We start from the raw sequence: 13,036 nt of genomic DNA, 5'->3' as shown, positions 1-13,036 counted from the left end.
TAAAAGCGCCTCCCCGGTGTCGGGGAGGCGCTTTTAGGTGGCATTTCACTTTTTAATTTTGTTGAAATACTTCGTGCTGTAGACGATATATTTATCCTGGAACTGCTCCGCATGTTCCTTGCGCGTCTTCTGGACATATTCATGGCGGTCGATCGCTCCATGCGCGCCGTCATAGGTCAGAACCGAAACACCGACATTCGAGCAATGGTCGGCGATGCGCTCGAGATTTGAGAGCGCCTCCACAAACGGGAAGGCTGCATCGACGGTACATTTGCCTTTGCGCAAGCGTTCAATATGCTTGTCCTTGAGCGTTTCCTCCATCTCGTCAATGATCTCCTCCAACGGTTCCACACTTCCGGCAGCGGTCAGGTTGACCCGCTGGAAAGAATCGAGCGCGAGATCCACAATTTCACCGACCGCATCGCAGATGATGCCCATCTCCTCGGTGGCACGCTTGGAGAACTTGCTGCCGGAATCATACATCCGCTGCGCGCACTCGCAAATATTCTGCGAATGATCCGCAATGCGTTCAAATTCCCCGCAGGTGTGCAGCAATTCCGAAATGCTCCTGCTCTCGTTATCGGTCAATTTCTTTTCCGAAAGTTTGAGCAGGTAGGTCTCAACCCGGTCCTCCATTTTATCGACTACATCTTCGGTTTCATTGAGCCGTTCGACTGTTTTCAGGTCGAAGGTACCCAGCAGCAATCCAACCGCCGTGTGATAATTATTCCGGGCAAGCATCCCCATCTGTGCGACCGCTTCACGGGCATGGTTCACAGCAAGGCCAGGGGAGACCATGAGACGTTCATCCAACGTGATGGCGGTAATATCGATCTCGCCGTCGCCTTTTTTATCGCGGACAATGGTACATGCGAGCTTCTCCAGCACGCCTGCCAGCGGGATAAACAGGAGGGTGGTGCAGACGTTGAAGATGGTATGGAAGTTTGCGATTCCGCCTTTATCGATCGGCAGCTCCCAGAAGGAGAAACCGACCAGCGACTGATAGGTATAACAGAACGCGATAAAAATGAGGGTACCCAGGATATTGAAACAGACATGCACAGCCGCAGTCCGTTTTGCATTTTTGGAAGCGCCGATCGAAGCGAGAATGGGGGTGATGCAGGTACCGATATTCTGGCCCATGATAATGGGAAAGGCCATGGAATAGGTGACGAACCCGGTGGAGGACAGCGCCTGCAAAATACCGATGGACGCCGCGGAGGACTGGATGGCAGCGGTGACAAAAGTACCGACGAGCACACCGATAATCGGGTTGGCAAAGGTTGCGAAGAGGTTGCGGAAAGCGGGCTGTTCGCTCAGAGGCATAACCGCGGCTTCCATGGCGAACATACCGGTAAAGAGGATTCCGAACCCAATCATGGTTTGTCCAATATCTTTGATCTTGCTGCGTTTTGCCGCCATAAAGAGCACCACGCCGATGATGGAGGCAAGCGGGGCAAGGGTTGCGGGTTTGAGGAGCAGGAGAAAGAAATTATCCGACTGCAAATCTGAAAGCCGCAGGATATGCGCTGTGATGGTGGTACCAATATTTGCGCCCATAATCACGCCGATGGCGTTACGCAGTTTCAGGACGCGGGCATTGACAAGGCCGACGACGATGACAGTGGTTGCGGAAGAGGACTGGATGGCGGCGGTGACGACAGCACCGAGCAAGACGCCTTTGACAACGGTACTGGTCAGACTTTCGAGGGTTTTTTCGAGGCGGCCGCCGGAAACACGTTCGAGACCGGTTCCGAGCAGGGACATGCCATAGAGGAACATTGCCAAGCCGCCGAGCAGCTTAATAAAACCGAAAAGGTCCACAGAAAACTCCTCACTTCTTTACATTCTTTTTTCTTTCCTTTTACATACATGAATATTATATCGAAGAAAAAAGTGTTTGTACACCCTTTCCAACCGAAAGGGGAGGGGCAAAGGATGAGAAGTTTGTGCAGGAAAACCGTCAAAAACCGTTTGAAATGCACAAAAGCTGTCTAATCTAAAAGCTTTAAACAAACTTTCATTCGCGAAACTTTTTCTGAAAAAACAGGCGGGCTGCGTTTGCAGCCCGCCTGTTTTTTTATTCTTCGGTTGACGCGCCGTTCTCTTCCGGCCCGTCTTCGCTGTCGCCCTCTTCAACGTCAGCTTCTTCCTCTTCTTTTGGCGCGCGCGCCAGCGTCACAACGCGCCCTTCCTCCGAAACGCGCATCACCCGTACGCCGCCGCCGTACCGCGACTGAACCGTAATGTCGCTCGCCGGTATCCGGATGATTACCCCGTCGTCCGTGATCAGGATGATGTCGTCTTCTTCACTCACCGATTTGACCCCCGCAACCGGCCCGTTCTTATCCACATAGTAATTGCGGATTCCCTTGCCGCCGCGCGTCTGTAAACGGTACTGCTCAATCTCTGAGCGCCGCCCAAGGCCGCTTTCCGAAACCGTCAGCAGCGTCGCGCCTTCCCGTACCCGGCTCATGCCGACCACTTCGTCGCCTTCATCCAGCGTGATCGCTTTCACGCCGCGCGCCGTCCGTGACAGCGGCCGCGCATCCTGTTCGTTAAAACGGATCGCCATGCCGTTTTTCGTCGCTACAATCAGCTCGCTGTTGCCGTCGGTCAGCCGCGTCCAGGCGAGCTCGTCATCTTCGTTGAGCCCAATCGCAATCAGACCCATCCGGCGCACATTCCGGTATGCGGACAGTTCCGTCCGCTTGATGAGACCTTTGCGGGTCACCATCGTCAAATACATGTCGTCGCTGAATTCGCTCACCTTGATCATCGAGGTGACCTTTTCATCCGGGTCCATCTGCAAAAGATTCACAATGTTTGTGCCGCGCGATGTCCGGCTGCATTCCCCGATCTCATACCCCTTCAGCCTGAAGCAGCGGCCTTTCGAGGTAAAGAACATGATATAATCATGCGTCGAGCAAACAAACAGCTCTTCCACAAAATCCTCTTCCCGGCGCGTCATGCCCGAAACACCGCGTCCGCCGCGCCGCTGGGTCTTATAAACATCCATCACCTGGCGCTTGATATAGCCGAAATGAGTCAGCGTGATGACGCAGTCCTCCACCGGGATCAGATCCTCAATATCCACTTCGCCGCTCACCGCTTTGATTTCTGTACGGCGTTCATCGGCATATTTTTCCTTCATGACGGTCAGTTCGTCTTTGACAATCTGCATGACCTTCCCATAATCCGCCAGGATCGATTCGTATTCAGCCACTTTTTCCAAGATTGCGGCCAACTCTTCCTCAATTTTGATGCGTTCCATGCCGGACAGCTGTCCAATGCGCATTGCCACAATCGCGGAGGCCTGGATATCGGTGATGCCGAACCGGTCGATCAGGTTCTTTTTGGAATCCGGCACGTCCTTGGAATGCCGGATGATCGAGATCACTTCGTCGGTGTTGTCGCAGACAAGCTTGAGTCCTTCCAGGATGTGTTCGCGTTCTTTTGCCTTGCGCAGATCGTATTTCGTGCGCCGGGTGATGATCTCGCCCTGGAAGTCGACATAATGGCCAAGCATCTCCTTGAGGCCCATCACCTTCGGCACACCGCCCGAAAGCGCCAGCATGATGACGCCACAGGTGTCCTGCATCTGGCTGTAGGAGTAGAGCTGGTTCAGGACCACCTGCGCGTTTGCGTCACGCTTGAGCTCAATCACAATGCGCATGCCGTCGCGGTCGGATTCGTCGCGCAGGTCGGAAATCTGGTCGATGCGTTTATCCTTGACAAGGTCAGCGATCGATTCGATCAGCCGCGCCTTGTTGACCATATAGGGGATTTCGGTGACGACAATCCGTTCGCGGCCGTTTGCCATTTCTTCAATTTCGCTGCGCGCGCGCAGAATGACCTTGCCGCGGCCAGTCGCATAAGCCGCGCGGATACCGCTGCGGCCCATGATGATGCCGCCGGTTGGGAAGTCCGGACCTTTGATATGCTGCATCAGATCCTCGAGCGTGGCGTCCGGGTTATCGATCAGCAGCTGCGCCGCGTCAATGACCTCGCCGAGATTGTGCGGCGGGATATTGGTCGCCATGCCGACCGCGATGCCGGTCGACCCGTTCACCAGCAGGTTCGGGAACCGGCTCGGCAGCACGACCGGCTCCTGCAGGCGGTCGTCGTAGTTCGGCATGAAATCGACCGTTTCCTTGTCGATATCGGTGAGCAGTGAAAGTGAAATCTTGCTCATGCGGCTCTCGGTATAACGGTAGGCGGCCGGCGGATCGCCGTCGACCGATCCGAAGTTCCCATGCCCGTCCACCAGCGGGTAACGCATTGAAAAATCCTGCGCCAGGCGCACCATCGCATCATAAACCGACGCATCGCCGTGCGGATGATACCGGCCAAGCACGGTGCCGACCGTATCCGCGCACTTGCGGTAAGCCTTATCCGGGGTGAGCCCGTTTTCATGCAGGGTATAGAGGATACGCCGGTGCACCGGCTTTAAGCCGTCGCGCACATCCGGCAGCGCGCGGCTGACAATGACCGACATCGAATAGTCGAGGAAGGATTTCTTCATCTCGCTTTCAATGTCGATTGAATGGATTCGGGTTTCGATTATTTCGGGATCGAAGGCGGCGTCTTTGTCCTGCTGCCCCTTCTTGCTGTGATCCTTGCTCATTCGGTTCTCTCTCCTTTGCCTGCGGTCTCAATCGTTCCAGGCGTCTCTCCCCAAGAAGGAGATCCGCCGGTGCCGGGGCGGGAATCGTATCCCGCGCCGCGCGCAGCAGCGCGCGTAATTTCCGGCCTATTTTTCTTTGCTGTACACATTTTCATACCGGTCGCCAAGCCCCTGCGAAAACAGGCCGCGCAGCTGCCCGCAGACCTCCTCGCCAAGCTGATCCTTCGGGATGGCAAGCAGACGGTTCTTCTCATGGCAAATTGCGAATACATTGCGGTATTCCCACACAGCGGGATGATCGCTGTAAGCGATATGATAGCTTGCCGGGCCTTCCAGCACATCGATCCCATCCGCTGTGACAGTCATCGTATATTCTGGGCAGTCCATCGCCCGCCGCCGGGCAAACTGCCGGTTTGCGTAAGCCGGGTATTTCCATACCAACAGTCCCAGAATGACTCCCGCGATCGTCATCACCCAATTTGCCAGGCTGTCAGGCTGTTTCAGCAGCGCCGGGACAAACATCAAAAGCAGCACCATGACGCCCAGCAGTTCCAGCGAACGGCGGGAATTGACCCGGTTTTTGAGGTCAAAAACCGCCGCCGCCTGCAAAAAGTCCTCCACGCGCGCCTCGAAGGTAACTGTGGTCTGCCGCGCACCGGCGGCCGGTATTTCGTTCATATCAGGATCCTCTTCTTTTCATAATTCGCACAGACCTGGCCGAGCAGTTTATCGAGCTTGGCGATCTCTTTTTCAGAGAGCTGCGATTTCGGGATCAGCAGGCAGCGTTTCTCCCCCAGCATGATCAAATAGAGGTTCCTGTTCTCCCGAACCTCCAGGATCGAATGCCAGAAGGTATCGGCCTGCTTATCCTGAATATATTCCGTGCATTTGTTGGAATAAAAATCCACTGTGATTTCACTTTGCAGATAAGGGGTGCCGGCGTGCTGTTTTTCGACCACCCGGCGCAGTATCCGCGGGTAGAAAAAACGGTAGTAACTGACGCTGTAAAGCCCCATCAGGATCATTCCAACCACCAAAACATAGTAGAAAGCGCCGATCTCCTTACCCATTGCAAGCATCGCCGCCAGCAATCCCAAGCCGACCACCACTTCAACAATGCCGATCTTGTTATTGCGTCCGCTGTTCTTTCTCACATGGTCGGCGCTCATGATGACATGAAATTCGTGATATTCCTCCAGCGGGATTTTATATTTCAGTGTGAACAGCTTCTTGAGCTGTTCCTGCTCATCCTGGCGGACCGCCGGCTGTGTTTCAGCAGTGGCATTCCCAGCCGGCACAGCTTCATCCGGCGCCTGTGCTTCACTGCCGGGCGCTTCCGCTTGGTCGAATTCCTGCTGCATTTCGTTTTCCTGCATGAAGAATCTCCTTTCGCTGGAAGGTTAAATATCCAGATTGGTCACATATTTTGCGTTCTGTTCGATGAATTCCTTGCGCGGCGCAACCTTGTCGCCCATCAGGATGGTGAAGATCTCATCCGCCTTGACCGCATCCTCCATCGAGACGCGCAGCATGGTGCGGTTTTCCGGGTTCATGGTTGTTTCCCAAAGCTGTTCCGGGTCCATTTCACCAAGGCCCTTATAACGCTGTACATCACATTTTCCGTTTCCGTCCGGGCAGAGTTCGCGGATATACTGATCGCGTTCCTCATCCGAAAACGCATATCGGACCTGTTTGCCCCGGCTGACCTTGAAGAGCGGCGGCTGCGCGATGCAGATGTGCCCCTCCTCGATAAGCGGACGCATATAGCGGAAAAAGAAGGTGAGCAGCAGGGTGCGGATATGACTGCCGTCGACATCCGCATCGGCCATGATGATAACCTTGCCGTACCGCAGCTTTGAAAGATCGAATTCGTCCCCGATGCCGGTGCCGAGCGCCGTGACGACCGGCATCAGCTTGTCGTTTCCGTAAACCCGGTCGAGCCGCGCTTTTTCGACGTTGAGCATCTTGCCCCAGAGCGGCAGGATCGCCTGGAACCGCCGGTCGCGTCCCATTTTGGCCGAACCGCCCGCCGAATCTCCCTCGACGATGTAGATTTCGGTGCCGTCCGCGCCATGCTGCGAACAATCGGCAAGCTTGCCGGGAAGCGACGCGGTCTCAAGCGCGGATTTTCGCCGCGCAACCTCGCGCGCTTTGCGCGCCGCTTCGCGGGCGCGGGAGGCGTTGAGGGATTTATCCATAATCGACCGCGCCACCGCCGGGTTTTCCTCAAAATAGGTGGTGAGTTTCTCGTAGACAAGCCCATCGACCAGCGCGCGCATCGACGTGTTGCCAAGCTTCGCCTTGGTCTGGCCTTCAAACTGCGCGTCGGTCAGCTTAACCGAAATGACTGCCGTCAGACCTTCACGCACATCTTCACCGCTCAGGTTTTTATCGTTGTCCTTGAGGATGTTATACCGCCGCGCGTAATCGTTCATCGCGCGGGTCAGGGCGTTTTTGAACCCCACCTCGTGGGTGCCTCCGTCAGTCGTGTGGATATTGTTCGCAAACGAAAGAAGTAATTCGTTGTAGCTGTCATTCCACTGCATAGCGACTTCAGCGGTGTTGTCCCCGTCACGCGCCGCAAGGTAGATCACGTCGTCATGCAGCGTTTCCACACCTTTGCGCTGGTGGATATGCTCGACAAACGAACGGATGCCGCCTTCATACTGCAGGTCAGTCTCAACCGGTTCCGGCTGACGCAGATCCTTTAGCACGATATAGACACCAGCGTTCAAAAATGCCTGTTCGCGCAGGCGGGTCAGCAGGACTTCATAATCGTAGACTGTCTCTTCAAAGATATCCGAATCGGCCTTGAACGCAACCTGCGTGCCGCGCCGGTCGGTTTCCCCGACGATTTCGAGCGGCGCGCATTCCTTGCCACGTTCAAACCGCTGGTAATATCGATGTTTGCCGTCGCAGACCTCCACCTCGAGCCATTCCGAAAGAGCGTTTACAACCGAAGCGCCGACGCCATGCAGGCCGCCGGAAACCTTATAGCCGCTGCCGCCGAATTTGCCGCCCGCGTGCAGGATGGTAAAGACAACCGTTACCGCCGGCAGGCCGGTCTGCTGCTGGATTCCAACCGGGATGCCGCGGCCGTCGTCGCACACGCGTACGATCTCGCCCGGCAAAAGCTCCACCGTGATCTTGTCGCAGTATCCTGCGAGCGCCTCGTCGATCGAGTTATCCACGATTTCATACACCAGATGATGCAGGCCCCGGGTCCCGGTCGAGCCAATATACATGCCCGGCCGCTTGCGGACTGCCTCCAGCCCTTCCAACACCTGTATTTGTGTGGAATCGTAGTTTTCATTCTGCGGTGTGTTCGCCACAATATCTACTCCTTTCGGCCTTCACCAAAGGCCATTGACTAAATCGGTTCTATTTCCGCCCATTCTTGGGCGGCTTTCACGGTCAGCGTTCGATATTGGCGATCCCGTCAATAAAGCCGGCCCGTTTTTTCAGCGTTGTGGAAGAGATCTGCGTGATATAAACCGTTGGATCCCTGCGGCCCTGCGCGCAGATCACAAAGGATTTTGGAAGCTCGTACGATACGTTCACCACCTGGCCCGATTTTTCCGCCCGGCTCAGGAAATCTTTGGTGTTGCGGGAAATCGTGGTATTTTCCAGATCGAAAATTCCAACAATATCATCGGTGCGTATCACCGTGTCCTGTCCCAGATGCAGGTACATGTCCCGTCCTCCTCTCAATATTTTCGCATACTGACGGCTCTGCCGTCCTGGATTTTGATGCCTGCTCCCCTGCCAAGCGTTTTAAAATACGCTTTGTCACAGCAGGTCATGATAAGCTGGCGGTCCCGCAGGTTATTGAGCAGATAATCCCGCCGGGAAACGTCCAATTCGCTCATCACATCATCGAGCAGCACCACCGGGTATTCCCCGATTGTCTCACGGATGAGCTCGCATTCGGCCATCTTGAGCGACAGCACGCAGCTGCGCTGCTGCCCCTGCGAACCATAAGCCCGCGCGGATTTTCCATCCAGCATAATTTCGATGTCGTCCCGGTGCGGGCCAAGGTTGGTAATCCTTGCTTTGATGTCCTCTCCCCGGTTTGCCTGCAGCCGCCCAAGCAGCTCCTTTTCAATTTCCGGGATCTCCGCGTGCGGATCGCCCCCGAGCGTCGATACATAGGAAAAATCAAGCTCTTCCTTTTCCCGGGAAATGCCCGCGTAAATCTCACGGGCATACGGTTTCAGCCGCTCAAGAAAACTCGCCCGTGTCTTGATGAGAACCGCTGCAAATGAGCAGAGCCGCATATCCCAAATATCGAGCGTATCGAAAAGGCTCGCTTCATAGGAAATATCTTTTAAAAGCCGGTTGCGCTGATCGACCACACGGGTGTACTGATTCAGGATATGGATGTATTTCGGTTTGATCTGACAGATTGAAGTGTCAATAAATTTGCGTTTCTCCTGCGGACCATTCTTGATCAGCGAAAGATGGGTAGGGGAAAAGACTACCGCGCAGAAATGTCCGGCGAGCTCGGTTGCGGAACGCAGCGGAATTTCATTGAGTGACGCGGCGCGCTTGGAATCGATGGTCATCATGGCCTTTTGTTCCCGGCCTTCCCCAAAGAAATCCAATTCCAGGCCCGCCTGCGGGCAGTCAAACCGCACAAGCTGGCTGTCCTTTGCGCCGCGAAAGCTTTTTGCGCCGGTGAACAGCCAGATGGCTTCGACAAAATTTGTTTTTCCCTGGCCGTTATCGCCATAGATAATATTGGCATTTTCACAGAGTTTTAGCTCCATTGCGGCGATATTTCTAAAATCGTTGATTTTGATGCGGTCTATCCTCAATCCGACACAACCTCAATTTCGATCTCATCGGTGGCGACACGATCCCCAGCGCGGATTTTCTTTCCGCGCATGACACAGGGTTCCCCATTGACACGCACAGCGCCGGCAGCGACCATTTCCTTGGCCTGGCCCCCGGTCTCTGCCGCGCCTGCAAATTTGAGAAGGGAATCCAGCTTGATAAATTCAGTATGGATGCTGACTTTCTGCTGCTTCATAAACTTCTCCAAAAAATCAAAAGTTTCGTCATCCTTTTTCAATGACCTTCCTTATTCCGCTTTCAGGCGGACCGGAAGAACCAGGAAGGTGAATGCGTCGCCCTCAAGCGGGACGATTTTAATAGGGGAAAGCGGCCCATTGATAACCATCTGAATCTCGTCACATTCGCTCGCTTTGAGCGCGTCAAGCATATACCGGCTGTTGAAGCCGATTTCCACACCGTCGCCCGTCTGATTGCAGGTGATCTCGTCATACGCCTTTCCGATGGCAGTCGAACAGGAAATTTTAATCAGCCCATCGCTGAAGTTTAAACGAAGCGGGCTTTTAATATTGTCTGAAATAAGCAGTGATGCGCGGTCGATCGCGTTGATAAGGTCGCGCGCGCCAATCTTTACCGTGGTTGCGGCGCCTGACGGAATCGCGGCCTTATAATCGAGGAACTCTCCCTCCAGCAAACGGGAGATGATCTGGTATTCTCCAACCTGGAAGATGATATGGCGCTTTGAAACACTGATTTCAATCGGGCTGTCCTCATCCTTAAGAAGTTTTGACACCTCCGACAGCGATTTACCCGGGACAATGAACATCATATCCTGTTCAAAGGAAACCTTTTCCCGCCGCAGGGCCAGCCGGTAGCCGTCGACCGAGACAACGTTCAGCTCGCCGCCTTTTACATCGAAAAGCGATCCGGTGTGCACCGGCTTGGCATCGCTGACCGCCACCGCGAACAGGGTCTGATTGATCATATTTTTCAGCGTCGATTGATTCAGCGCGATATTCGTGGTCTGGGAAACGGAAGGCAGTTCCGGGTATTCCGCGGCCGGAATCCCCAGGATGGTATATTCGGTCATGGAGCCTTTGATGACAGTCAGGTATTTTTCATCGGTTGTGATGCTGATTTCTTCGCTTGGCATCCGGCGGATCATATCCAGGAAGAGTTTTGCCGAAAGGACAATTTCACCTTCCTGCTGCACGCGCGCTTCTATGGATGTGCTGATCGCAAGTTCCAGATCGTAGCCGGTGAGATAGAGCCTGCCTTCTTTTGCTTTCATGAGAACTCCTTCGAGCGCGGCAAGCGTATTTTTGGAAGAAACCGCGCGGGAGACATTACCGACGGCTTCAACTAGCATCTGCTTATTGACGATAATATTCATAAGTAACCTCCTGATCTTTCGGAAAATGGATCGCTTGCGGATTTTTGTTTCCACAGGCGGGGAAACAGGTTCTTTTGATTGAGTGAGTATAAAAGAAAATAGCCGTAGTAGTAGGGGCTCCGGAAAAGTGGATAAGTCACGAAAATAGCTTTTTAAGCGGTTTTGCTGGATTTCTATGGGCAAAGTTGCTTGTCCATAGAATGTTGGAACCGTGAAGAAATTTTGATTTTTACACGGTTAAGTGGAAAAGAAAAGCGGAAAGTAGAAAAAATGTGGAAAACTTTGTGGAAATTGTTAATTTCTAATTTTGGGTTCCACCGGATAAACAATCGGTGGAATGTGGAACTGTTGGAAAATGGGATCAGCTGTCCCGAATATTTTTGATGATATCCTCGATGGTTTCTTTATACCGCAGGTCGTTTTGCATATTCTTTTCTACCTGCTGAATGGCGTAAACAATTGTGCTGTGGTCGCGTCCGCCGAATTCCTCTCCGATGGTCGACATTGACATCTGGGTGATTTCACGCACGATATAGATGGAGATCTGACGTGCCGAGGAAATCTGCGCGCTGCGTTTGTTTGAGCGGATATCCTGCGGGGTGATGCCGTAGGTGCGCCCAACCTCAGCGATGATCCGTTCAACTGTGACAGGCACCGGCTGGTTGTCATTGAGAATGTCGCGGATGGCATTCTGCGCAATGATGATCGAGGGGTTGTTCCCCTGCAAAAGCTTATAGGCTTTTAATTTTTTGACCGCGCCTTCGAGCTGGCGGATGTTGGTCTTTAGCCGGTTGGCGATATATTCGGCCACATCGTCCGGAACCTGGATGTCCAGAAGCTGGGCCTTGCGGCGGATGATTGCAATGCGGGTTTCAAAGTCCGGCGCCTGGATATCCGCGAGAAGGCCCCATTCAAAACGGGTGCGAAGCCTGTCTTCAAGGGTTTTAATCTCTTTGGGAGGACGGTCGGACGCGAGCACGATCTGCTTGCCGGATTCATAAAGAGTATTAAAGGTGTGGAAGAATTCTTCCTGGGTGCTTTCCTTCCCTCCGATGAACTGGATGTCGTCGACCAGCAGAACGTCTGACTGACGGTATTTTTCGCGGAAGGCGGGAGTCGTATGGTCCTGAATCGAGGTGATCAGCTCGTTTGCAAATTCATCGCCCTTGACATAGATGATGTTGTAGCCGGGGCGGTTTTTTTTGATCTCAGCGCAGATGGCGTAAAGCAGATGGGTTTTGCCAAGCCCGGAGGCCCCGTAAATGAAGAGGGGGTTGTAGGCGTTTGCGGGATTTGCCGCTACCGCGAGTGAAGCGGCGTGTGCGAATTTGTTGGAGGAACCCACAATGAAGGTGTCGAAGGTGTAGTCGTATTCGCCGGTTTTGGACGGCGGATCAAGCGGGGAAGGGGCAGCGGGCGCGGGAGGGGATTCCGCCGGGGTTTCACAGGTGATGTCCACCTCGACCGGAAAGCCGAGCACCCCCTCGAAGGCGGATTTGAGCATCGCGGTATATTTTTCCCGTATGATGTTCATTTTAAATTCAGAGTTGACCCTGAGGTAGGCGGTGGATTCATCCATCTTGAGCGGGACAATATCTTTCAGCCAGAGGCTGAAAGCAACTTCAGACATTTTACCCTGGCAATTTTCGAGGACGAGGTCAAAAAGTTCGGCGAACGATTCCATGTGAGCAGCTCCTTTGGTGAATAAGAAGTGGAATTTTGAGAGGAATTCTGTGGAAAGAGGAGTTTTTCACCCATTTTCCACAAACAATATAACTGATTCATTTTATCACGAAATACGCATTTTTTCAAGTATTCAACAGATGACAAAGGATATATATTTATATAGTAGGGTCCCGCGCGGCCTGCCGCGAATTTTTGAGGATGTCCCCCGGAATACTTGACAAAGTGCCCCAAACTGCGGTATAATGCTACTCTGCAAGGGATTACTCTGTCCTTTTTCAAGACAGTGTTATTTTCATCCCTTTCGGGATGTTTACCGAACGCGACGAGAGGAGGGTTAAGGATGTTAAGAACCTATCAGCCGAAAAAGCTCCAGAGAAAGAAAGAGCATGGCTTCCGCAAAAGAATGGCCACCAAAAACGGCCGCAAGGTACTCGCTCGCAGAAGAGCGAAAGGTAGAGCGCGTCTGACTCACTAAGCCTAAAAATATGCGACCACAGCTTTCGTTGTGGTCTTTATTTTTAGGTTTAGGAGGGAAG

General features: G+C 53.5%; 11 protein-coding genes. 1 reads left to right on the top strand and 10 read right to left on the bottom strand.

Annotated elements, in window-relative coordinates; translation table 11 throughout:
• Positions 1-45: 45 nt before the first annotated feature.
• The 10 genes from BN4275_RS06735 to dnaA all read right to left on the bottom strand — a co-directional run bounded on the left by BN4275_RS06735 (position 46) and on the right by dnaA (position 12,498).
• Positions 46-1,824 carry a Na/Pi cotransporter family protein gene (locus BN4275_RS06735; protein ID WP_066455784.1) on the bottom strand — a complete coding sequence of 593 codons (1,779 nt, stop codon included), beginning with the start codon at positions 1,822-1,824 and terminating at the stop codon, positions 46-48.
• A gap of 256 nt (positions 1,825-2,080) precedes the next feature.
• Positions 2,081-4,627, bottom strand: coding sequence for a DNA gyrase subunit A (gyrA, locus tag BN4275_RS06730; RefSeq protein WP_079988128.1), 2,547 nt, complete (start codon positions 4,625-4,627; stop codon positions 2,081-2,083).
• 126 nt (positions 4,628-4,753) lie between these two features.
• Complete coding sequence (locus tag BN4275_RS06725; RefSeq protein WP_066455781.1) at positions 4,754-5,305, bottom strand: YcxB family protein; 552 nt, start codon at positions 5,303-5,305, stop codon at positions 4,754-4,756.
• The gene (locus BN4275_RS06720; protein ID WP_066455778.1) at positions 5,302-6,003 is read right to left on the bottom strand and encodes a YcxB family protein; all 702 of its coding nucleotides are present in this window, start codon (positions 6,001-6,003) and stop codon (positions 5,302-5,304) included. Before BN4275_RS06720 ends, BN4275_RS06725 begins: the two co-directional genes overlap by 4 nt.
• Positions 6,004-6,027: 24 nt before the next feature.
• Positions 6,028-7,959, bottom strand: coding sequence for a DNA topoisomerase (ATP-hydrolyzing) subunit B (gyrB, locus tag BN4275_RS06715; protein WP_202614986.1), 1,932 nt, complete (start codon positions 7,957-7,959; stop codon positions 6,028-6,030).
• 82 nt (positions 7,960-8,041) lie between these two features.
• Complete coding sequence (gene remB / locus BN4275_RS06710) at positions 8,042-8,320, bottom strand: extracellular matrix regulator RemB (protein ID WP_066455772.1); 279 nt, start codon at positions 8,318-8,320, stop codon at positions 8,042-8,044.
• 14 nt (positions 8,321-8,334) lie between these two features.
• On the bottom strand, positions 8,335-9,444 hold the full coding sequence (gene recF, locus BN4275_RS06705) for a DNA replication/repair protein RecF (RefSeq protein WP_066455769.1): 1,110 nt from the start codon (positions 9,442-9,444) through the stop codon (positions 8,335-8,337).
• A complete protein-coding gene (locus BN4275_RS06700) occupies positions 9,441-9,659 on the bottom strand; it encodes an RNA-binding S4 domain-containing protein (protein WP_066460258.1) in 219 nt (72 codons plus the stop codon). The genes recF and BN4275_RS06700 overlap by 4 nt, the downstream gene beginning before the upstream one ends.
• A 51-nt stretch (positions 9,660-9,710) precedes the next feature.
• Positions 9,711-10,814, bottom strand: coding sequence for a DNA polymerase III subunit beta (dnaN, locus tag BN4275_RS06695; RefSeq protein ID WP_066455766.1), 1,104 nt, complete (start codon positions 10,812-10,814; stop codon positions 9,711-9,713).
• A 361-nt stretch (positions 10,815-11,175) separates the two neighbouring features.
• A complete protein-coding gene (gene dnaA / locus BN4275_RS06690) occupies positions 11,176-12,498 on the bottom strand; it encodes a chromosomal replication initiator protein DnaA (protein WP_066455763.1) in 1,323 nt (440 codons plus the stop codon).
• 342 nt (positions 12,499-12,840) lie between these two features.
• Between dnaA and rpmH the strand changes: the two genes are divergently transcribed.
• Positions 12,841-12,975 carry a 50S ribosomal protein L34 gene (gene rpmH / locus BN4275_RS06685; RefSeq protein ID WP_066455760.1) on the top strand — a complete coding sequence of 45 codons (135 nt, stop codon included), beginning with the start codon at positions 12,841-12,843 and terminating at the stop codon, positions 12,973-12,975.
• The last annotated feature ends 61 nt before the right edge of the window (positions 12,976-13,036 follow it).

The sequence above is a fragment of the Anaerotruncus rubiinfantis genome, assembly GCF_900078395.1.
GTDB lineage: Bacteria > Bacillota > Clostridia > Oscillospirales > Ruminococcaceae > Anaerotruncus > Anaerotruncus rubiinfantis.
The sequence above is the reverse complement of the archived record's forward strand: the minus strand, read 5'-3'. Positions and strand labels throughout refer to the sequence as shown.